This window comes from Mycetocola sp. TRD_SC_2 (assembly GCF_055361225.1).
Genome location: NZ_CM143954.1, coordinates 1,070,358 through 1,090,580, shown reverse-complemented (window position 1 = coordinate 1,090,580; position 20,223 = coordinate 1,070,358). Strand labels below are relative to the sequence as shown.

The 20,223-nt window shown below is 66.0% G+C and carries 20 protein-coding genes; 4 read left to right on the top strand and 16 right to left on the bottom strand.

Annotated features, from left to right (window positions below; all coding sequences use genetic code 11):
- The first annotated feature begins 276 nt into the window (after positions 1 to 276).
- Positions 277 to 1,014, top strand: coding sequence for a transcriptional repressor LexA (gene lexA, locus ACWA1Q_RS05165; protein ID WP_463760066.1), 738 nt, complete (start codon positions 277 to 279; stop codon positions 1,012 to 1,014).
- Positions 1,015 to 1,302: 288 nt separating this feature from the next.
- On the opposite strand, the gene hflX is transcribed toward lexA, so the two are convergent.
- Complete coding sequence (hflX, locus tag ACWA1Q_RS05160) at positions 1,303 to 2,835, bottom strand: GTPase HflX (protein ID WP_463760064.1); 1,533 nt, start codon at positions 2,833 to 2,835, stop codon at positions 1,303 to 1,305.
- A gap of 41 nt (positions 2,836 to 2,876) precedes the next feature.
- Between hflX and ACWA1Q_RS05155 the strand changes: the two genes are divergently transcribed.
- Complete coding sequence (locus ACWA1Q_RS05155) at positions 2,877 to 3,491, top strand: class I SAM-dependent methyltransferase (RefSeq protein ID WP_463760063.1); 615 nt, start codon at positions 2,877 to 2,879, stop codon at positions 3,489 to 3,491.
- A 2-nt stretch (positions 3,492 to 3,493) separates the two neighbouring features.
- Here ACWA1Q_RS05155 and dapF read toward each other — a convergent pair whose 3' ends face one another.
- The 15 genes from dapF to ACWA1Q_RS05080 form a co-directional block, all read right to left on the bottom strand.
- Positions 3,494 to 4,375: a diaminopimelate epimerase gene (gene dapF / locus ACWA1Q_RS05150; RefSeq protein ID WP_463760062.1), complete on the bottom strand. Its 882-nt coding sequence runs from the start codon at positions 4,373 to 4,375 to the stop codon at positions 3,494 to 3,496.
- Positions 4,376 to 4,384: 9 nt separating this feature from the next.
- On the bottom strand, positions 4,385 to 5,299 hold the full coding sequence (gene miaA / locus ACWA1Q_RS05145) for a tRNA (adenosine(37)-N6)-dimethylallyltransferase MiaA (protein ID WP_463760060.1): 915 nt from the start codon (positions 5,297 to 5,299) through the stop codon (positions 4,385 to 4,387).
- 20 nt (positions 5,300 to 5,319) lie between these two features.
- Positions 5,320 to 6,918 carry a tRNA (N6-isopentenyl adenosine(37)-C2)-methylthiotransferase MiaB gene (miaB, locus tag ACWA1Q_RS05140; RefSeq protein WP_463760059.1) on the bottom strand — a complete coding sequence of 533 codons (1,599 nt, stop codon included), beginning with the start codon at positions 6,916 to 6,918 and terminating at the stop codon, positions 5,320 to 5,322.
- 129 nt (positions 6,919 to 7,047) lie between these two features.
- Positions 7,048 to 7,665, bottom strand: a complete 618-nt coding sequence (locus ACWA1Q_RS05135; protein WP_463760058.1) for a regulatory protein RecX — start codon at positions 7,663 to 7,665, stop codon at positions 7,048 to 7,050.
- An 11-nt stretch (positions 7,666 to 7,676) separates the two neighbouring features.
- On the bottom strand, positions 7,677 to 8,774 hold the full coding sequence (gene recA, locus ACWA1Q_RS05130) for a recombinase RecA (protein ID WP_463760056.1): 1,098 nt from the start codon (positions 8,772 to 8,774) through the stop codon (positions 7,677 to 7,679).
- Positions 8,775 to 9,044: 270 nt separating this feature from the next.
- On the bottom strand, positions 9,045 to 9,269 hold the full coding sequence (locus ACWA1Q_RS05125) for a DUF3046 domain-containing protein (RefSeq protein ID WP_463760054.1): 225 nt from the start codon (positions 9,267 to 9,269) through the stop codon (positions 9,045 to 9,047).
- 75 nt (positions 9,270 to 9,344) lie between these two features.
- Positions 9,345 to 9,653 (bottom strand): helix-turn-helix domain-containing protein, encoded by a 309-nt coding sequence (locus ACWA1Q_RS05120; RefSeq protein ID WP_121673397.1) that lies wholly within the window; start codon positions 9,651 to 9,653, stop codon positions 9,345 to 9,347.
- 175 nt (positions 9,654 to 9,828) lie between these two features.
- A complete protein-coding gene (locus ACWA1Q_RS05115; protein WP_463760053.1) occupies positions 9,829 to 10,350 on the bottom strand; it encodes a CinA family protein in 522 nt (173 codons plus the stop codon).
- Positions 10,347 to 10,934 carry a CDP-diacylglycerol--glycerol-3-phosphate 3-phosphatidyltransferase gene (pgsA, locus tag ACWA1Q_RS05110; RefSeq protein ID WP_463760052.1) on the bottom strand — a complete coding sequence of 196 codons (588 nt, stop codon included), beginning with the start codon at positions 10,932 to 10,934 and terminating at the stop codon, positions 10,347 to 10,349. The genes ACWA1Q_RS05115 and pgsA overlap by 4 nt, the downstream gene beginning before the upstream one ends.
- 3 nt (positions 10,935 to 10,937) lie before the next feature.
- On the bottom strand, positions 10,938 to 13,757 hold the full coding sequence (locus tag ACWA1Q_RS05105) for an FtsK/SpoIIIE family DNA translocase (protein ID WP_463760050.1): 2,820 nt from the start codon (positions 13,755 to 13,757) through the stop codon (positions 10,938 to 10,940).
- Between the two features lie 66 nt (positions 13,758 to 13,823).
- Positions 13,824 to 14,315, bottom strand: coding sequence for an N-acetyltransferase family protein (locus ACWA1Q_RS05100; RefSeq protein ID WP_463760049.1), 492 nt, complete (start codon positions 14,313 to 14,315; stop codon positions 13,824 to 13,826).
- 111 nt (positions 14,316 to 14,426) lie between these two features.
- Entirely contained in the window at positions 14,427 to 16,103 is a 1,677-nt protein-coding gene (locus tag ACWA1Q_RS05095; protein WP_463760047.1) for a ribonuclease J, read from the bottom strand.
- Positions 16,104 to 16,125: 22 nt separating this feature from the next.
- Positions 16,126 to 17,103 (bottom strand): 4-hydroxy-tetrahydrodipicolinate synthase, encoded by a 978-nt coding sequence (dapA, locus tag ACWA1Q_RS05090; RefSeq protein ID WP_121673403.1) that lies wholly within the window; start codon positions 17,101 to 17,103, stop codon positions 16,126 to 16,128.
- A gap of 61 nt (positions 17,104 to 17,164) precedes the next feature.
- A complete protein-coding gene (locus tag ACWA1Q_RS05085; protein WP_463760046.1) occupies positions 17,165 to 17,683 on the bottom strand; it encodes a dihydrofolate reductase in 519 nt (172 codons plus the stop codon).
- Entirely contained in the window at positions 17,680 to 18,489 is an 810-nt protein-coding gene (locus tag ACWA1Q_RS05080; protein WP_463760045.1) for a thymidylate synthase, read from the bottom strand. The genes ACWA1Q_RS05085 and ACWA1Q_RS05080 overlap by 4 nt, the downstream gene beginning before the upstream one ends.
- A gap of 166 nt (positions 18,490 to 18,655) precedes the next feature.
- Here ACWA1Q_RS05080 and ACWA1Q_RS05075 point away from each other — a divergent pair, with 166 nt between their 5' ends.
- Both ACWA1Q_RS05075 and ACWA1Q_RS05070 read left to right on the top strand, forming a co-directional pair.
- A complete protein-coding gene (locus ACWA1Q_RS05075) occupies positions 18,656 to 19,081 on the top strand; it encodes an OsmC family peroxiredoxin (RefSeq protein ID WP_463760043.1) in 426 nt (141 codons plus the stop codon).
- Between the two features lie 28 nt (positions 19,082 to 19,109).
- Entirely contained in the window at positions 19,110 to 20,003 is an 894-nt protein-coding gene (locus tag ACWA1Q_RS05070; RefSeq protein ID WP_463760042.1) for a TIGR01777 family oxidoreductase, read from the top strand.
- The last annotated feature ends 220 nt before the right edge of the window (positions 20,004 to 20,223 follow it).

The window sequence follows — 20,223 nt, the reverse complement described above, 5'->3', positions numbered from 1 at the left end:
TGCTGACGATGCGGTGCTGTTGCGATGCGGTGCGGTGCTTCGGAGTATTCGTATCCGGCTCCCGGTCGGGGGAGCCGGATACGAAGCTGTGTTCCGAATATATATTCGATTGTTCGAACATTCAACCCCGTATTCGGACTTTTATCGAAAATAGTCTCGACACACTCGAACAAATGTTTGTTGCGAGTCGGCACCGAAGCTAGGGTTTGACTACTGGTTGAAACTCAACCAGCGACCACTGACATTGGCCGGCCCCGCCCGCCAGACGGGAGTGACATGACGCTCAACAAGAGGGATGCCGCTGCGACGACCGGGAGTGCTGCAGCTTCTGCGAAACCCAAGCGCGTGCTCGCTGAGAAGCCAACGACGCGCCGCCGCAAGAGCCTGAGTGAGAAGCAGCTGGCGATCCTCGACGTGATCCAGCGGTCCGTGACCTCCCGGGGTTACCCGCCGAGCATGCGCGAGATCGGTGACGCCGTCGGCCTCGCCTCGCTGTCGAGCGTCACGCACCAGCTCAACCAGCTCGAACTCAGCGGGTACCTCCGCCGCGACCCGAACCGGCCGCGCGCACTCGAGATCCTCATCGACCTGCCGTCGCAGTCAGCCGAAACCGACTTCGAGAATCAGACGCCCGTTGGCGACGCCGCCATGGTCCCGCTCGTCGGCCGGATCGCCGCCGGTGTTCCGATCACGGCAGACCAGCAGGTCGAAGAAGTGTTCCCGCTCCCCCGGCAGCTCGTCGGTAAGGGCGACCTGTTCATGCTCAAGGTCTCCGGCGAGTCGATGATCGATGCCGCCATTTGCGATGGCGACTGGGTTGTCGTCCGGCAGCAGCAGACCGCCGAGAACGGTGACATCGTCGCCGCGATGCTCGATGGCGAAGCGACCGTGAAGGTGTTCCGCCAGCGCGACGGTCACACCTGGCTGCTCCCCCGCAACTCGAGCTTCGAGCCGATTCTGGGCGACGAGGCCGACGTGCTCGGCAAGATCGTGGCGGTTCTCCGCGCGGTTTAGCGGCGCTCCCGCGACCGGTGGAAGCGGCCATTCCGGTGCGTCTCCGGCGGGTCTATCGTGTTCGGCATGTCCGAGCGCGCCGTTCCGATTCTTCCCAGCCGCGACCTGAACGAGACGCTCGCGTTTTACGAGCGACTCGGTTTCGAGAACCGGGGCGCACCGCCCGATGAAGTCCGCGCTCGGTCGAAAACGGCTGCAACGGGCCCCAAGTTTCGACCAAGAGTGACCGAGCAGCTTAGCGAACAGCCGAAACCGACCGAGTGAAGCGGGACGAAAGCCCCGGAGGTGTCAGGCCTGGCGGGCGAACTCCGCGACCTGCGCGGCGAGCTCCTCGGATGCCATCGCACGCACGTGGGTGCCCTCCTCGAGGTAGTCGAGGTGATCGACCCGGCCACGGCGGTGCAGCATGGAAATGACGTCTCCGCGGTCGTACGGCACCAGGAGGTCGAGTTCGATCGACGGACTCGGCAGAAGGTTCCCGAGCGCGGTGAGGATCTCGTCGATCCCCTCACCCGTGCGGGCAGAGGCGAAAATCGCGCTCGGCTCGAGGCCGCGCAACAGCAGGCGGTCGTCATCGCTGACGAGGTCGCTCTTGTTGAAGACAACGAGCTCTGGGATGTCACGGGCACCGACATCGCCGATGACGTCGCGCACGGTCATCAGCTGGGCCGCGGGATCGGGGTGCGATCCGTCGACGACGTGCACGATGACATCCGATTCGGCGACTTCTTCGAGGGTCGACCGGAACGCTTCGACGAGCTGGTGCGGCAGGTTGCGCACGAAACCGACGGTGTCGGAGATCGTGTAGAGCCGACCATCTTCGGTCTGGGTGCGGCGAACCGTCGCGTCCAGGGTGGCGAACAGGGAGTTTTCGACGAGCACACCGGCCTTCGTGATCCGGTTGAGCAAACTCGACTTGCCGGCGTTGGTGTATCCGGCGATCGCGACGGACGGCACTTCGAAGCGGTGCCGGTTGGCGCGCTTTGCTTCACGCGCGGGGCCGTAACCCTTGATCTGCTTGCGCAGCTTCGACATCCGGGTGTGGATGCGGCGGCGGTCGAGCTCGATCTTCGTTTCACCTGGACCACGTGAACCCATACCAGCCCCGGCGCCACCGACCTGGCCACCGGCCTGGCGGGACATCGAGTCACCCCAGCCGCGGAGCCGCGGCAGCAGGTACTCGAGCTGCGCGAGTTCGACCTGCGCCTTGCCCTCACGGCTCTTCGCGTGCTGGCTGAAGATGTCGAGGATCACGGCGGTGCGGTCGATGACCTTCACCTTGACGACGTCCTCGAGCGCACGACGCTGGCTGGGTGCGAGTTCGGTGTCGGCGATGACGGTATCTGCGCCGAGCGCGGCCACAATGCCGCGGAGCTCCTCGGCCTTGCCCTTGCCGAGGTAGGTGCTCGGGTCCGGCGTCGGACGGCGCTGCAGCATACCGTCGAGGACGACGGCACCGGCGGTCTCGGCCAGGGCGGCCAGTTCGCGAATCGAGTTTTCCGCATCCTGCAGGGAACCCTGCGAGTAGATGCCGATGAGAACGACGTTCTCGATCCGCAACTGCCGGTACTCGACCTCGGTGACGTCCTCAAGCTCTGTCGAGAGACCGCGAACGCGGCGCAGTGCCTGGCGGTCTTCCCGGTCGAACTGCTCGCCATCATGGTCGCCGTCGTCGCGGGCGCCGGTTTCGGCGTCGAGCGCTTCGGCCCTGCCCGCGCCGAAGAGTGCATAGCCGGACGCACGCGTCTCAGCGTTCTTGAGCACGCGGGCCACGGCGTCGTCGCCTTCGGTGAGGTCTGGGGTGTCGTTCTGAGATGTCATCAGAGTTAACCCTAACGCGTGCGGTCGAGTAACGTTCGGGTATGGCCAGCGAACACTACTTCACCGGCGTGCCCGGAACCGAGCTCAAGCTGCGGACCGTCACGGTGCACCTCGCGGGCGAGGCTCGAGAACTGACGACCGCCAATGGCATCTTCAGCCCGGCCCGGATCGACCAGGGCACCCAGGTACTCCTCAGCGAGACGCCGCGTCCGCCCGCAACGGGCAACATTCTTGACCTCGGCTGCGGCTGGGGTCCGATCGCATTCACCATCGCTTTCGCATCACCGGATGCCACGGTGTGGGCCGTCGACGTCAACGAACGTTCGCTCGAGCTCGTCCGGATGAACGCCGAGAAACTGGGACTGACCAACGTCAAGGCGGTGCTTCCCGACCAGGTTCCCGCGGATCTCCAGTTCGACTCCATCTGGTCGAACCCGCCGATCAGGATCGGCAAGCAGGCCCTGCACGAGATGCTCGAGCACTGGCTGCCCCGACTCACCCCGGGTTCGGACGCGTGGCTCGTCGTGCAGAAGAACCTCGGCGCAGACAGCCTGCAGCGCTGGCTGCAGGAGCAGTTCGGCAGCGACCTCGACGTGACGCGCGAGGCGATCAGCAAGGGCTACCGCGTCCTGCGTGCCTCCCGGCACGCGGACTGACCTCAGCCCAGCTCGAGCGTCCCGGTGTAGACGAGTTCGGCGGCGCCGCTGAGCCCGACGTGCTCTCCATCCTGAGTAGCGAACATCCGCACCCCGAGGGTTCCTCCGGGCACGTCGACGCGCCATGCGTTCGGCGCTGCTGAACCCGCCCAGTGCCGTGTCGCCAGGGCGGCGGCCGCGACTCCCGTTCCGCAAGACAGCGTTTCACCGCTGCCACGCTCGTGCACGCGCATCGTGATGCGGCCGATTCCGTCGGTCACGAGCGGGTCGTGCGGCACAACGAACTCGACATTGGCACCATCGATGGGTTCCGGCTCGATCCGGGGAACGTAACTGAGGTCGGCCGACGCAAGTTCGCTTTCGTCGGCGAGGGCGACGACGACGTGCGGGTTGCCCACATTGATGCCGAGTCCGGGTCGGGCGACCTTGAGCTCCTTGGCGCGCACAAGCGGTTCTCCCCCGTCGAGCATCCAGCGTCCGAGATCGACCTGGAATCCGTTCGTCGACCGCTGCACGTCGCGCACGCCGGCCCGCGTGCCGATGGCGAGGGTGTCGCCCGACTCGAGTTCGACGAGGCCCTGGTCCAGCAGGTAGCGGACAAAGACACGGATGCCGTTGCCGCACATCTCCGCGATCGACCCGTCGGCATTGTGGTAATCCATGAACCACTCGGCGTTCTCATCCTCGGCGAGTGCGGCGGCACCCGCGTCGAGGTTCCGTGAACGGACAGCGCGGATGACGCCGTCAGCGCCGACTCCGAAGTGCCGGTCGCAAATCGCGGTAATCTGCTCTGCGCTCAGCGGCATCGTGCCATCCGGGTCCGCGTAGAGAACGAAGTCGTTGCCGGTGCCGTGGCCTTTGGTGAACGGGAGCGTGAATGCCATGGCTCGAGTCTAGGGTTCGCGGGAGACGGATGCCTCAGCGGCGTCCCCGAGGTCTGCCGCGTCGTAGTCGAGCCAGACGATATCGGCATAGCGCCGGAACCAGCTCATCTGCCTGCGCGCGTACCTCCGCGTCAGCTGCTGGGTTTCGTCGATGGCTTCGGCCTCGGTCGCGGCCCCGGCGAGCTGCCGCAGCGCCTGCGCATACCCGATCGCACGGGATGCGGTCACCCCGCGTTCGATGCCCTCCGGTATGAGTGCACGGACTTCGTCGAGGAGTCCGCCGCTCCACATGCGCAGCACACGCTCGTCGAGCCGGGCGACGAGCTCGTCCCTGGGCGCACGCAGCCCGAGGATGCGTGTCGGCCGCCAGTACACCGGCGCCTCTGGCAGCATCCCGGCGACCGGCGACCCCGTCAACTCTGCGACCTCGAGGGCGCGCACGAGCCTGCGCGTGTTCTGCGATCCGATCCGTGACGCGACGTCCGCATCCAGGGCGGCGAGACGGCGGTACAGCTCAGCCGCCCCGTCGGATTCCAGCTCGGCTTCGAGCCGCGCGCGAACCGCCTTGTCGGATGCCGGAAACTGGAAGTCGTAGATCACGCTTGCGACGTACAGCCCGCTGCCTCCGACGAGGATCGGGGTGGCACCCCGCGCAAGGACCTCCTCGACCGCTGCCCGGGCATCCGCCTGGTAGGCGGCGACGGTCGACTCGGTCGCGACATCGAGTACGTCGAGCATGTGGTGCGGGATCCCGCGGCGTTCCTCCTGGGCGAGTTTCGCGGTACCGATGTCCATTCCGCGATACAACTGCATCGCGTCGGCGTTGACGATCTCGGCCGGGCGCCCTGCTCGCGCCAGCCGCTCGGCGAGGGTGAGCGAGAGCTCGGATTTTCCCGTGCCGGTGGGGCCGATGATGCAGATCACCTCGGCACCGGCTGACGGGTTCAGCGCTGACCGTCCAGTTGGTCGTAGATCGGGGTGGTTGCTCCAGCGACGGATGCCGGCGGGCCGACCCGCAGGGACGGCAGCCCGAGCGACACCCGGCCGGGCGTCGAAGACGGGGCGGCGGGCACACCGCAGGACTCGGCTTGCGCCCAGTCCCACGCGTCGCCGGCGGTCGTCCGGCGCACGCGCAGTGGCGCGCCATCCGTCGTGTCTGCAATGAGATAGAACGGTGCAGCCTGGCTGACGCGCACGGTGACGACGTCGCCGGGGCGCGGGATCTCGGAACCGGCGGGAACGTCGAAGTGCACGAGCCGGGAGTCCTCGGCGCGACCGGACATCCGGTGGGTGGCCGCATCCTTCTTGCCCTCGCCGACGGCGACGAGCAGATTGACCTCACGGCCGACGACGCCCTGGTTCTCTTCGAGACTGATCCGGTCCTGCAGGGCGGTCAGCCGTTCGTACCGTTCCTGCACGACCGCCTTTGGGATCTGGTCGGGCATCGTGGCCGCGGGAGTGCCAGGGCGGATCGAGTACTGGAAGGTAAACGCGGTGGCGAAGCGGCTCGCTTCGACGACGCGCAGCGTCTCCTGGAAGTCTTCTTCGGTCTCGCCGGGGAACCCGACGATGATGTCGGTCGAGATCGCCGCGTGCGGCATCCGTTCACGGACCCGGTCGAGGATGCCGAGGAACTTCTCGCTGCGGTAGGAGCGACGCATGGCCTTGAGGATGCGGTCGGAGCCGGACTGCAGCGGCATGTGCAGCTGGGGCATGACGCTGGGCGTCTCGGCCATGGCGTCGATCACGTCGTCGGTGAACGCGGCGGGGTGTGGGCTGGTGAAGCGGATGCGTTCGAGACCCGGGATGGCCCCCGCAGCGCGAAGCAGTTTCGAGAACGCCTGCCGGTCGCCGAATTCGACGCCGTAGGAGTTGACGTTCTGGCCGAGCAGGGTGACTTCGATCGCACCGTCGTCGACGAGCGCCTGAATCTCGGCGAGGATCTCGCCCGGGCGGCGGTCCTTCTCCTTGCCGCGGAGGGCGGGAACGATGCAGAAGGTGCAGGTGTTGTTGCAGCCGACCGAGATCGAGACCCAGCCGCTGTAGGTCGATTCACGTTTGGTGGGGAGCGTGGACGGGAACGTCTCGAGCGAATCGAGGATCTCGATCTGGGCTTCGTCGTTGTGGCGGGCCCGTTCGAGCAGGCTCGGCAGTGAGCCCATGTTGTGGGTGCCGAAGACGACGTCCACCCACGGCGCCTTCTCGAGGATGACGTTCTTGTCCTTCTGGGCGAGGCAGCCCCCGACGGCGATTTGCATGCCGGCGTGGCGCTTCTTCACCGAGGCGAGATAGCCGAGGTTTCCGTAGAGCTTGTTGTCGGCGTTCTCGCGCACGGCGCACGTGTTGATGACGACGACGTCAGGCTCGACCCCGTCGGCTTTGACGTATCCGGCGGCGTCGAGGGACCCGCCGAGGCGTTCCGAGTCATGCACGTTCATCTGGCACCCGTAGGTGCGGACTTCGTAGGTTCGTGCTCGTCCTGACCCGTCGATGGCGGCGGCTGATGCCGGGATGACGGTGGGAAGTTCCTGCAGCGTGCTCATGATCATCCCAGTCTACGTTCGCCCGACGCACCGGGCGACGGCCGGGTGCCTGTGGTGCCCCTTCAATGAAACCGGCCTGTGCCGATCACGGATGATCGGCACAGGCCGGGTCGGGTATCTACCGACGCGTCAGCGGAACCGCACCGTCGAAGCGGAGGAGCTGGACCGCCCGGTCAGGAGTGGCGCAATGGCCTCCCGGACGATATTGCCTGGGTAGCCCCGGCGCGCGAGGAAGCCAACCAGCCGACGCTCGAGAGTCTGTTTGTCGAGACCGGTGAGCTGCGACGCGCGCTTTGCGGCGAGCTCGGTCGCGGCGCTCAGTTCGTCTCCCGAGTCGATGTCGTCGAGCACCTCGTCGATAACGTCGCGCGGAATCGAGCGCCCGGCCATCGCACGCCCGACGACGGACTTGCTCTGCCCTTTGCGCTCGTACAACGCGTGCTTCAACTGCTCGGCCAGCACACGATCGTCGACGTAACCGAGGTCGCGCAGGCGGTCGAGTACCGAATTGGCCTGATGGGCCTCGAGACCTTCATCCATGCCAAAGGCGAGGACCTCGGCTTCGCTGAGTGCGCGTCGCGCAAGCTTTCGCACCAGTGCGGCTTCTACCGCTTCGGGGTCCGCCTCCGGTTCGGCGCTCGGAGCCTCAGGCTCCGGCGCCGCTCCCGGAAGGTAGGTCACCGGCGCGATCCGGTCTCCGTCGTTCTCCGTCAAGTCGTCGTCGTTGGGGTCAAGAAACCGGACCATGTGCGACCGCCCTACGCGCCGCGCCGCGCGGCGAGCTGATCTGCAGCAGCCTTGGCGGTTGCGGCCTTGCCCGTGACGGGGGCCTCGGCAGCGGCCTCCGGTGCGGCGACGGCGCCGCCGATGCCGAGCTTGACCTTGATCTTGTGCTCGATCTCGTTGGCGATGTCCGGGTTGGTGAGCAGGAAGTTACGCGAGTTCTCCTTGCCCTGACCCAGCTGCTCGCCGTCGTAGGTGTACCAGGAACCCGACTTCTTGACGATGAGGTGCTCGACACCGAAGTCGATGAGGCTGCCCTCGCGAGAGATGCCGGTGCCGTAGAGGATGTCGAACTCAGCCTGCTTAAACGGCGGGGCCATCTTGTTCTTGACGACCTTGACGCGTGTGCGGTTACCGACGGCGTCCGTACCGTCTTTCAGCGTTTCGATCCGGCGGATGTCGAGCCGGACCGAGGCGTAGAACTTGAGTGCCTTACCGCCGGCCGTGGTCTCCGGGCTGCCGAAGAAGACACCGATCTTTTCGCGCAGCTGGTTGATGAAGATCATGGTGGTGTTGGTCTGGCTCAAGCCACCGGTGAGCTTGCGGAGGGCCTGCGACATCAGTCGCGCCTGGAGTCCGACGTGGGAGTCACCCATCTCGCCCTCGATCTCAGCACGGGGCACGAGAGCAGCGACGGAGTCGATCACGATGAGGTCGATGGAACCCGAACGCACGAGCATGTCGGCGATCTCGAGTGCCTGCTCACCGGTGTCTGGCTGCGACACCAGGAGGGCGTCGATGTCGACTCCGAGCTTCTTGGCGTACTCGGGGTCGAGTGCGTGCTCCGCGTCGATGAAGGCAGCAATGCCGCCTGCCTTCTGTGCGTTGGCGATGGCGTGGAGGGTGAGCGTCGTCTTACCCGACGACTCAGGGCCATAGATCTCGACGATCCGGCCGCGCGGGAGCCCGCCGACGCCGAGTGCGACGTCGAGCGCGATGGATCCGGTGGGGATGATGGCGACAGGGGCGCGTTCATCGCTGCCGAGACGCATGACGGAACCTTTGCCGAACTGGCGGTCGATCTGCGCGAGCGCGGTCTCGAGGGACTTCTCGCGGTTTTCTGCTGATGGCATGTCATGCCTCTTTCTCTGTCGATATCGGTGCGCCTGTAGGCTGTCGCGCCCGGTGGATTCCGGTGCTGTGACAAGGCTGGGAGCGTCTGTCAGGAACGTTCTCGACTGTATTGTGCACCCCCGACATTGAGATCGGGAGGAGGAAAACCGTGGAGAAAACGAACCCGAAGGGCCCTTGTGTAGGAGCCTAACCCAAACCGAACAGATGTTCGAGAAACGATGCGCGGCGTGTCGAAGTCAATTTCGTCCGCCGCGTGGCATCCGCCCCGATCAGTCGCGGGGTGGGGGCACTCCCGCTCCATGGCGGCGCTCCACCGGAACATCCGTCTCCCGGCACAGCGCGAGCCAGACGGCCCGCGGGGACTCGCCGGCGGCCAGAGCTTCTTTCGCCGTGCGGCCGCCCAGCTCTCGGAGGACCAGGTCACTCGCGAGCACGCGCCCGTACGCGCCACCGAACTCGGTGGTCATGGCCGTCCAGAATTCGCTGAGTTTCACGGGATCAAGCGTACTGGCGCCAAACAGAGAAATACCCCGGAGCGCCTGAGCACTCCGGGGTATCAATTCGTGTCGCTACTGGCGTACGAGGTTCGCATCCAGTTCGGCGACGAACTCGTCCGGGACCGTGTCGGGGATGGGGTCGATGCCCTCGAGAACAGCGAGGCGGTCGCCGACCTCACGCATGATCACCGATATGGGAGTTTCGAGTGCTTCGGCGACCGAAGCGAGAATCTCGCTCGATGCCTCTTTCTGTCCGCGCTCGACTTCACTGAGGTAGCCGAGGGCCACACTCGCTTTGCTTGCAACCTGGCGAAGAGTCCGCCCTTTTTGCAGCCGGAAGTCACGAAGCACGTCGCCGATTTCTTGACGAACAAGTATCATTTGACCCCTCCTTCTCTGCCGGTCAGTCTCACCGCCGGTAAGTCTGTGGATGGCAACATTACTACACCGATCCAGATACAAACCCTAGTGTTGCTGACTGATCTTTTCTTGTGAATCTGTTAGGCCCAACGCGGGTTACCGCCGCTCTATTCCGCAGCGGTCACACACGTTGCGATCAGGGGCTTCCGGATCCTGCACCGGTGATCGCGAGCAGGTAATCGATGGCGGATGTGACGGTGTCGCGCCGGATGGCATCCCGCGTTCCCGAGAGGGTCAGCCCGATCGATCTCGTTCCACCGGCCATCGAGAGGCCGAGGTAGACCGTGCCTGGCTTCTTTCCGCCCTGGGGATCGGGCCCGGCCACCCCTGTGGTCGATATTCCGATGTCCGCCTCACGCCCGTCGACGCTCAGGACGCGGCGTACCCCCGCCGCCATCTGCTCGGCAACGAGCGGGTGAACGGGGCCGTGTTCGGCGAGGAGATCCTGGTCGACGCCCAGCACGGCTGCCTTGACTTCGGTCGCGTACGCCACGACGCCCCCGCGGACGACGGCCGATGCCCCCGCCGGCCGGATGAGCTCGGCCGCGAGCAGTCCCCCGGTCAGCGACTCGGCGACACCGAGCGTCAATCCGCGCGCGGTGAGGTGGCGGATCAACGCGGCTGTTCGATCCGCCTCTCGCCCCCCGGCGGGAGTCATCTCCGCCTGCCCGCCTTCGCCGCGGTGATCACGTAGTCGATGCCGCTGGCGACGGTCAGCGCGACCGCTACGGTCATGAGGGCACCGTTCAGCCAGAACACCCACTCGCCGACGACAAGGTAGAGAGGTGCGAGAGCGATCGAGATCGCGATGGCCTGGGCGAGGGTTTTCAGCTTGCCCATCCACGCGGCGGCGACAACGTGGTCGGTTGCGACAACCATGCGGTGCACCGTGATGCCGATTTCACGGGCAAGGACGAGCGCGGTGACCCACCACGGCAGTTCGCCGAGGATCGACAATGCGACGAGCGCTCCGCCGGTGAGAATCTTGTCTGCGATCGGGTCGAGAAGTTTGCCGAGGTCGGTGACGAGGCCGTAGCGGCGAGCGATGGCACCATCGATCCCGTCGGTCGCGATGGCGAGAACGAACAGGGCAGCGGCGGCCCAGCGGAGCGCACCGTCCGCGCCCGCGTCGGCCAGCAGCATCCAGATGAAGACAGGAGCGAGCAGGATACGAACGACGGTGATCGTGTTCGGCAGGTTGAGATTGGCGGAGCGCGGCTGCGCGGCGCTGGAGGAAGCCATGATCTAGTCCTTGCCGGTGAGTTGCCAGGCGTCCTCGTCGGAGTCGCCCTCCTCCTCATCGTAACCGGCGAACTGCTCCTCGACCTTGTCTCCGGCGTAGCGGTCCTCCGTCGTCGACGGCGCGAACGCTGGTCCGTCCTCACCCTTGAGCTTCGCGAGCAGTCCGGGCAGCTGTTCGGCGGTGACGAGAACGTCGCGCGCCTTCGAGCCCTCGGACGGGCCGACGATCTCACGGGACTCCATGAGGTCCATCAGACGGCCGGCCTTGGCGAAGCCCACCCGCAGTTTGCGCTGGAGCATCGAGGTCGAGCCGAACTGGGTGCCGACGACGAGCTCCGTCGCGGCGAGCAGCAGATCGAGGTCGTCACCGATGTCGGCGTCGACCTCTTTCTTCTCGACAACGGCGGCGACATCCTTGCGGTACTCCGGCCGTGCCTGCTGGGTGACGTGCTTGACGACCTTTTCGATCTCGGTCTCAGAGACCCAGGCGCCCTGCACGCGAATGGCCTTGTTCGTTCCCATCGGGAGGAACAGTCCGTCGCCCTGGCCGATGAGCTTGTCGGCTCCCGGCTGGTCCAGGATGACGCGGGAGTCGGTGACGCTCGTCACGGCGAACGCGAGGCGAGACGGAACGTTGGCCTTGATCAGCCCGGTGACGACGTCGACGGACGGGCGCTGGGTCGCGAGCACGAGGTGGATGCCGGATGCTCGCGCGAGCTGCGTGATGCGGACGATCGAGTCCTCGACGTCGCGTGGCGCGACCATCATCAGGTCGGCGAGCTCGTCGACGACGACGAGCAGGTACGGGTAGGGCTTGAGCTGACGTTCGCTGCCGGCGGGGAGCACGATCTCGTCGTTGATGACGGCCTTGTTGAAGTCGTCGATGTGCCGGAATCCGAAGCTGGCGAGGTCGTCGTACCGCATGTCCATCTCCTTCACCACCCACTGCAGCGCTTCTGCCGCCTTCTTGGGGTTGGTGATGATGGGCGTGATGAGGTGCGGAACCCCGGCGTACGAGGTGAGCTCGACGCGCTTCGGGTCGATGAGCACCATACGGACGTCGCTCGGCTTCGCCCGCATGAGCAGGCTTGTGATCATCGAGTTGATGAAGCTCGACTTTCCGGAACCGGTGGATCCGGCGACGAGGAGGTGGGGCATCTTGGCGAGGTTCGCAACGACGAACCCTCCCCCGACGTCCTTGCCGACACCGATGGTCATCGGGTGAACGCTCTTCGTCGCGTTCGCGGACCGCAACACGTCGCCGAGGGTGACGATCTCACGGTCGGTATTGGGGATCTCGACGCCGATGGCGCTCTTGCCGGGGATCGGCGCGAGGATGCGGACCTCGTTCGAGGCGACGGCGTAGGCGATGTTGTTGGTGAGCGCTGTGATGCGTTCGACCTTCACGCCCGGGCCGACTTCGATCTCGTACTGCGTGACGGTCGGGCCACGGGAGAACCCGGTGACCTTCGCGTCGACCTTGAACTGCTGGAGCACGCTCGTGACGGCGGCGACGACGTCGTCGTTCGCGGCCGAGCGGGTCTTCGCCGGGTCACCGGCTCCGAGGGTGGACGCCGACGGCAGCCGGTATGGCGCCACGGGAGCCGTGGGTCGCGCCATCTTCTGGGGGCTCGTGTCGCCCATCAGGCCGAGGCCCTCCATGCCGGGGAGCACGTCGGTCTCGGCGTTGGGGCCGTCATCGTGGAGGCCGGACGTCGGCTCCGCGGCATTCTCGTACGCGCCGAGGGCTGCCTCGGCGGCGGAAAGGTCGCCGATAACCTCCGTCATCGCCTCGTCATCGATCGGGTTGCCGAACATGTCGAGGTCCTGGCCCTCGAGTGCCGAATCGAACTCGCCGTTGCCGCGGGTCGGACCGCCGAGCAGCTCGTCCATGTCGTTCGCTTCGATTGCTGAATCGAAGGCGGGGTCGACCTCGCGCTGGCCCTTGTTGCGTCGCCACCACGGCAGCGATTCGTCGTCGGTCTCGTCACCGTCGATGCCGTCGAGTTCGACCTGTTTGGTGCGCTCGAGCTTCGCGGCTTCGCGCTCCTCCTCGGTGGCCAGTTCGGTACCGAACGTCCACGCGTACAGCTGACGGAGGCGAGAGCCGATCTTGTTTGGCGGGGTCTTGGTGATGATGAACACGCTCAGCAGCAACACGAGCGACAGGACAATCGCCGCGCCGATCTGCGTTGTCAGTGCGACGAGAGGTGCACCGACGATCCAGCCGACCAGTCCCCCGGCCACCGCGAGGGCCGGCATCCCCTCACTGGGACTCGGCTGACCGCCGAACGCGTGGCAGAGACCGGATGTCGCGACGAGCGCGAGAATGAGGCCGATCCCGATCCGCCCGTTGTCGTTGACCGAGCTCGGGTGGCGGAACAGCCAGATCGCGAGCAGCAGCATCACGACGGGAAGAGCAAACGCCAGCCGGCCGAAGATGCCGCCGAAGGTGAAGTTGTTGAGGTTCTGGGCGACCTCGTTATTGACTCCGAACCACTGCACCACCATGCCGACGATCGACAGGAGAAGGATCAGGAAGGGAATGCCGTCGCGGCGCTCCTCTTTGCTGAACCGTTCCGGCCCGAAAGCTCGAGCGGTTCCGCCGGCAAGGTGGGCGAGGCCCATCCACATTTTGACGAAAACGTTCTCGGGGGTCTCGGCTGCCGGGTACGCCACGGTCTTCGTGGCCGGAAGTTTGGTGGTCTTTGCCGTCGCCGTTTTCGCCGGCGTTGTCTTGGTCGTCGCCTTGGTGGCGCTCGAGTTTCCTCCGCGCGCCGACGTGCCCCGACCGCGGCTGGACGATTTGCTAGTCGTAGCCATGGTTCCACGCTACTTTGGACCGGCGACTTTGCCCCGCATTGACGTGGGCCAGTCCGGTCCGGGTGGTCAGCGCAGGATTCGCACCATCGTGTCGGAATCGGTGCCGTGCGCCACCGGGAGGAACCCCTCGCTGAGGTAGAGGCGCTGGGCGTAGTTCGCCCGGCCGACGTTGAGGCTCAGCCGTGAATAGCCCGCGCTTCGGGCCTGATCGAGCACCGCACAGATGAGCGCCCGGCCGACGCCCTGCGCTCGCCACACCGACACGACCCCGAGGGTCAGCTCGGGAACCCCGGCCGCAACAAAACCCCGGCCCGGATTGTGCACCGGCAGGAGCCGGTACCAGCAGGCACCGATCGGTGAACCTGCGCTGTCGACAGCGACTGTTCCCGCGTCGCCCGGCCGTTGCCAGCGCTCGATGTATTTCGAGGTAGCCGGGTCAGCCAGAACGTCGACGCGTGACCTGGTGCGCCCAGGCATCCATTCGGACGCCTCGACGAGCATGTCGCCGAGGAATCGGGCATCGCTGCCCGTCGCTTCCCGGAGGGTGAACCCGGCCATGAACGGATGCTACGCCGTCAGTGTTTCGCCCGGATGAACAAACACGAATTGCCCGGTTTCGCGGGTCCGGGCTGGCCGGAACCCGCGAAACCGGGCAATTCGAAAAGGTGGTTACGCCTCGATGACGAGCGGCACGATCATCGGCCGGCGGCGGTACGAGGTGTTGACCCAGCGGCCGACGGTGCGACGCACGATCTGCGAGAGCGCGTGCGGGTCGCGCACGCCGTTCTTCGCCGCTTCGGCGAGGGCCTGAACGATCTTCGGCTTGACGGAGTCGAACACGCGGTCGTCCTCGGCGAATCCCTTGGCGTGGATCTCGGGGCCGACGATGACCTTTCCGGTCTGCGCTTCAACGACGACGATGATCGAGATGAATCCCTCTTCACCGAGGATGCGGCGGTCCTTGAGGTCAGCGTCGGTGATCTCACCGACGCTGGAACCGTCGACGTAGACGAATCCGATTTCGAGCTGGCCGACGACACGAGCTTCGCCGTCCTTGAGGTCGATGACGGTGCCGTCCTCGGCGAGGATCGTGTTCTCCTCCGGGATTCCGGTCTCGATCGCGAGCTTCGCGTTGGCGACGAGGTGACGGTATTCGCCGTGAACGGGCAGCACGTTCTTCGGCTTGATGATGTTGTAGCAGTAGAGCAGCTCGCCGGCGGCCGCGTGGCCGGAGACGTGAACCTTCGCGTTGCCCTTGTGCACGACGTTCGCGCCGAGCTTGGTGAGGCCGTCGATGACGCGGTAGATGGCGTTCTCGTTGCCGGGAATCTGGCTGGAGGCGAGGATGACGGTGTCGCCCTCCCCCACCTCGATCGCGTGATCCATGTTCGCCATGCGGCTCAGAACGGCCATCGGCTCGCCCTGCGAACCGGTGGACATGTAGACGATCTTGTCGTCGGGAATGTCCTTGGCCTTCTTGTAGTCGATGAGCACGTTCTCGGGAACCTTGAGGTAGCCGAGGTCGGCGGCGATGGTCATGTTGCGCACCATCGAGCGGCCGAGCAGTGCGACGCGGCGACCATTGGCGTGGGCGGCGTCGAGCACCTGCTGCACGCGGTGGACGTGGCTCGAGAAGCTCGCGACGATCACGCGGCGCGGCGCCTTGGAGATGACCTGCTCGAGGACCGGCCCGATGGACCGCTCGAGCGGGGTGAATCCGGGAACGTCGGCGTTGGTGGAGTCGACGAGGAACAGGTCGACACCTTCCTGGCCGAGGCGGGCGAACTCGCGGAGGTCGGTGAGGCGGCCGTCGAGCGGCAGCTGGTCCATCTTGAAGTCACCGGTGGCGAGGACGGTGCCTCCGTCGGTCTTGATCGCGACGGCGAGGGCGTCAGGGATGGAGTGGTTGACCGCGACGAATTCGAGATCGAACGGGCCGAGCTGTTCCTTCTGGCCCTCGGTGACGGTGAGGCTGTACGGCTGGATCCTGTGCTCTTTGAGCTTGGCCTCGACGAGGGCGAGGGTCAGCCCCGAGCCGATCAGCGGGATGTCCTTGCGCAGGCGCAGCAGATAGGGCACAGCACCGATGTGGTCTTCGTGACCGTGGGTGAGGACGACGCCGACGATGTCGTCGAGACGGTCCTTGATCGGGCTGAAGTCGGGCAGGATGAGGTCGACGCCCGGCTGGTGCTCTTCGGGGAACAGCACGCCGCAGTCGACGATGAGGATCTTGCCGTCGATCTCGAAACTTGTCATGTTCCGGCCGATTTCGCCGAGGCCACCGATCGGGATGACGCGGAGCGTCCCCTTCTTCAGGGCAGGCGGATTGTAAACGGATGTGGGCATATGCCCTCCTTGGATGTGTGCGTCAGCGAGTGGTGCCGTGCACCTGTGGCAGTGCACCGCCGGCTGCCGCGTTGCGGTCTGGACGGAAGTTGGAGAAGTCCACTCCCGGGATGTTTCTGACGAGATCGATCTCGTCTTCAATCTGTGCTGCTTCCCATTCCTCGGGTCCGACGAGGGGGAGGCGGACGCGCGGGCTCGAGATACGGCCGAGTCCGTGCAGGATGTACTTCGCCGCCACGGTCCCCGGCACGTGAGTCATCACGGCTCGGACGAGCGGCTCGAGCTGCTTGTGTGCGGTTGTCGCCGCTGTGAGGTCTCCGGCGTTGACCGCGTCGACCATCTGGCGGTACGGCGTTGCCGCGATGTTGGCGGTGACGCCGATCAGCCCCGCCGCACCGATGGAGAGGTGAGGCAGTGCGTTGGCGTCATCGCCCGAGAAGTACAGCAGGTCGGTCTGGTTGAGAACCCGGCTGACCTCGGAGAAGTCGCCCTTGGCGTCCTTCACCGCGAGGATGTTGGGGTGCTTCGCGGCGCGGAGGATCGTCTCGTACGTGATCGGGATGCCGGTACGCCCGGGAATGTCGTACAGGATCACGGGCAGGTCGGTGGCATCCGCAATCATCCGGAAGTGGGTGAGAACACCCGCCTGGGTGGGCTTGTTGTAATACGGCGTGACGATCATGACGCCGTCTGCGCCGGCCTTCTCGCTCTTCTTGTAGAGGTCGATGGCGTGGGCGGTCTCGTTCGATCCGCCGCCGGTGATGATCTTCGCGCGGCCGGACGAGACGGACTTGCCGATCTCGACGAGGCGCAGCTTCTCCGGGTCGGTGAGGGTGGAGGTCTCCCCCGTCGTTCCGGTGACGACGATGCCGTCGGCTCCCGCGGTGATGACGTCGTCGATGTGCTTCTCGACGCCGGGCCAGTCCACTTCACCGTCAGCGGTGAAGGGGGTGACGAGCGCTACGAGGACCTGACCGAAGGGATTCACGACGTTAGACACAGGTATCAGGGTACCGGGTGCTGGCGCGGCCGCACCCCAACCACGTCACGTACGCCGCGGATCAGCGCGATTCGTACCGGACGAAACGGTACTCGGTGCCGTTGGCGGCCGTGTGCCAGCCGTCGACGGGGTCTTCGGCGGCGACGCGCCAGCGCTCCGTGATCGCCGGTGCGACAGCATCCCCCTCGATGTCCGCGTTGATCGTCGTCACTTCGAGGCGGTCGGCGGTGTCGACGATCGCGGAGAAGACTTCGGCTCCCCCGATCACCCAGACCATCCCGTCGGTGCCGGTGTCCGTCGCGGCGAGTTCGAGGGCGGATGCCAGTGAGTTGCGTACGTCTGCCCCTGCCGCCTCGAATCCGGACTGCCGGGTGATGACGATGTTGCGCCGCCCGGGCAGCGGGCGGAAGCGTTCGGGAAGGGATTCCCAGGTCTTGCGGCCCATCACCACGGGGCTGCCGAGGGTGATCTCCTTGAAGTGGCCGAGGTCCTCTGGCAAGTGCCAGGGCAGGACCCCGCCCTTGCCGATGGTTCCGTTCCGTGCCTCAGCCCAGATCAGCCCGACCTTGGGGAGGCTCATACCGCCACCGGTGCCTTGATCGCCGGGTGGTGCTGGTACCCCTCGACGACGAGGTTCTCGAAGGAGTAGCCGAAGATATCATCCGGCTTCGCGGTGATCGTGAGTTTCGGTGCCGGGTACGGGTCGCGGGTCAGCTGTTGGGTGACCTGCTCGACGTGGTTGTCGTAGATGTGGCAGTCTCCGCCGGTCCAGACGAAGTCGCCGACCTCGAGCCCGACCTGGTCGGCGACGAGGTGGGTGAGGAGCGCGTAGCTCGCGATGTTGAACGGAACGCCGAGGAAGAGGTCGGCGCTGCGCTGGTAGAGCTGGCATGACAGTTTGCCGTCGGCGACGTAGAACTGGAACAGCGCGTGGCAGGGAGCGAGCGCCATACTCGGGATGTCGGCGGGGTTCCACGCCGAGACGATGAGCCTGCGGGAGTCAGGGGTGGTGCGGATCGCCTCGATCACCTCGGAGATCTGGTCGATGGTGTCGCCGCCGGGGGCCGGCCAGGAGCGCCACTGCACGCCGTAGACCGGGCCGAGTTCGCCGTCGGCGTCTGCCCATTCGTCCCAGATGGTGACGCCGTTATCGCGCAGCCAGCCGACGTTGCTCTCGCCGCGCAGGAACCACAGCAGTTCGTACGCGATCGATTTGAAGTGCACCCGCTTCGTCGTGATCAGCGGGAACCCCTCGGCGAGGTCGAACCGGAGCTGGCGCCCGAAGACGCTCCGTGTCCCCGTCCCGGTTCGGTCACCCTTGCGGGTGCCGTTCTCGAGAGTGTCTCGCAGGAGGTCCTCGTACGGGGTGGGGATCGTCGCAGCCATGGCCCCAAGCGTACCCGGTGACGTTTCTCCGCGACGGATGCCGAGGCATCCGTTCGAGACGTGGCATCCGCTGGGGATACACCGCAAGCGGGTGACCTCGTAGGGGCTTCCCGTTAGGCTCGGCAGTGCGGCGGGACCGTCGCACGAGCATTTCTTGGAGGACACCATGGCTGTAACCAGCGAAGCAACGACCGTATGGAATGGAACACTGTTCGAGGGCTCGGGCACCGTCTCGCTTGACTCGTCGACCGCCGCGAAGCTGCCCGTGAACTGGAAGGCCCGCGCTGAGGGATCCGACAGCGTCACCACTCCGGAAGAACTTCTCGGAGCCGCCCACGCCGCATGCTTCAGCATGCAGTTCTCGAACATGCTCACCGAAGCCGGCAGCCCGCCGGAGAGCATCCAGGCGACGGCGGCCGTGACGTTCCAGCCCGGCACTGGCATCACCGGTAGCCACCTGCTCGTCAGCGCGAACGTGCCCGGCATCAGCGAAGAGGACTTCGACCGCATCGCCAACGAGGCCAAGGCGTCATGCCCGGTGTCGCAGGCGCTTGCTGGAACCGCGATCACCATCGAGGCGAGCCTCGCCTGACGTCGGCGCTGAGAAGCGAGCGGATGCTGTGAAGCGCGTCGTTCTCGCCGGTGCGTCCGGCCTCATCGGAACGGCACTCGCCGACGCTCTGCGCTCTCGCGGCGACGAGGTCGTGCGTCTGGTGCGTGCGAACCCTGGCCCAGGCGACGTGCTGTGGGACCCGGCCGCGCGCCGGATCGATGCCGGTGTCGTCGACGGCGCGACCGCTGTCGTGAACCTGTCGGGGGCATCCATCGGACGCCTGCCGTGGACTCCGGGCTACAAGCGGGAGATCCTGTCGTCGCGGATCGACGCGACGAGCACGCTCGTCACCGCTATCACCGCAGCTCAGGTGGCGCCCGAGGTGTTCGTGAGTGCGTCTGCGTCAGGGTTCTATGGCTCTCGTCCGCGGGAGGAACTCACCGAGGAGAGTCCGCGCGGAACTGGTTTTCTGAGCGATGTCACCGCCGAGTGGGAGCGTACGGCGCTGCGGGCTTCGGATGTGACCCGGGTGGTTCTCGCGCGAAGCGGCATCGTCGTTGCGACCGACGGCGTGCTCAAGCCGCTCCTGATGCTGACGCGCGCCGGTATCGCCGGGCCGCTCGCCCGCGGCGAGCAGTTGTGGCCGTGGGTGAGCCTCGACGATGAAATCGGCGGGCTGCTGCACGTTCTCGACGGCACCTTGTCTGGCCCGGTGAACCTCGTGGGGCCGACCCCCGCGTCGGCGAACGACCTGATGCGGCACCTCGCCGCGCGCATGAAGCGGCCGTTCTTCCTGCCCGTGCCAGGGTTTGCCGTGACGGCGGTTCTCGGGGACGCGGCCCGCGACCTGCTGCTCGTGGACCAGCATCCGCAACCGAAGCGACTCCTCGACGACGGGTACGTGTTCAGGCACACGACCGTCGAGCGGGCCGTCGACGCGGCGTTGCGCCGGGGTCGTTGATTCGTCGATTCGCCACGAAGCGCTGCAGCTCACCCTCGAATCGCCACAATCTGTGCTTCGAAGGCACCTGAAGCGGCAATTCGTGGCGATTCGACGGATGCGCTGGCCGACGACCGCGCCCGACCCATCGATCGGGCCGAAAGGGCGGTCCGCGTCGACCACGAACGACCCTTTCGGACCGATCAATCGCGAGAACGACCCTTTGGGACCGATCGACCCA

Coding starts and splice junctions, on each gene's coding strand:
- lexA (WP_463760066.1), top strand. CDS start 277: ATGACGCTCAACAAGAGGGATGCCGCTGCGACGACCGGGAGTGCTGCA.
- hflX (WP_463760064.1), bottom strand. CDS start 2,835: ATGACATCTCAGAACGACACCCCAGACCTCACCGAAGGCGACGACGCC.
- ACWA1Q_RS05155 (WP_463760063.1), top strand. CDS start 2,877: ATGGCCAGCGAACACTACTTCACCGGCGTGCCCGGAACCGAGCTCAAG.
- dapF (WP_463760062.1), bottom strand. CDS start 4,375: ATGGCATTCACGCTCCCGTTCACCAAAGGCCACGGCACCGGCAACGAC.
- miaB (WP_463760059.1), bottom strand. CDS start 6,918: ATGAGCACGCTGCAGGAACTTCCCACCGTCATCCCGGCATCAGCCGCC.
- ACWA1Q_RS05135 (WP_463760058.1), bottom strand. CDS start 7,665: ATGGTCCGGTTTCTTGACCCCAACGACGACGACTTGACGGAGAACGAC.
- recA (WP_463760056.1), bottom strand. CDS start 8,774: ATGCCATCAGCAGAAAACCGCGAGAAGTCCCTCGAGACCGCGCTCGCG.
- ACWA1Q_RS05120 (WP_121673397.1), bottom strand. CDS start 9,653: ATGATACTTGTTCGTCAAGAAATCGGCGACGTGCTTCGTGACTTCCGG.
- ACWA1Q_RS05115 (WP_463760053.1), bottom strand. CDS start 10,350: ATGACTCCCGCCGGGGGGCGAGAGGCGGATCGAACAGCCGCGTTGATC.
- pgsA (WP_463760052.1), bottom strand. CDS start 10,934: ATGGCTTCCTCCAGCGCCGCGCAGCCGCGCTCCGCCAATCTCAACCTG.
- ACWA1Q_RS05105 (WP_463760050.1), bottom strand. CDS start 13,757: ATGGCTACGACTAGCAAATCGTCCAGCCGCGGTCGGGGCACGTCGGCG.
- ACWA1Q_RS05100 (WP_463760049.1), bottom strand. CDS start 14,315: ATGGCCGGGTTCACCCTCCGGGAAGCGACGGGCAGCGATGCCCGATTC.
- ACWA1Q_RS05095 (WP_463760047.1), bottom strand. CDS start 16,103: ATGCCCACATCCGTTTACAATCCGCCTGCCCTGAAGAAGGGGACGCTC.
- ACWA1Q_RS05085 (WP_463760046.1), bottom strand. CDS start 17,683: ATGAGCCTCCCCAAGGTCGGGCTGATCTGGGCTGAGGCACGGAACGGA.
- ACWA1Q_RS05080 (WP_463760045.1), bottom strand. CDS start 18,489: ATGGCTGCGACGATCCCCACCCCGTACGAGGACCTCCTGCGAGACACT.
- ACWA1Q_RS05075 (WP_463760043.1), top strand. CDS start 18,656: ATGGCTGTAACCAGCGAAGCAACGACCGTATGGAATGGAACACTGTTC.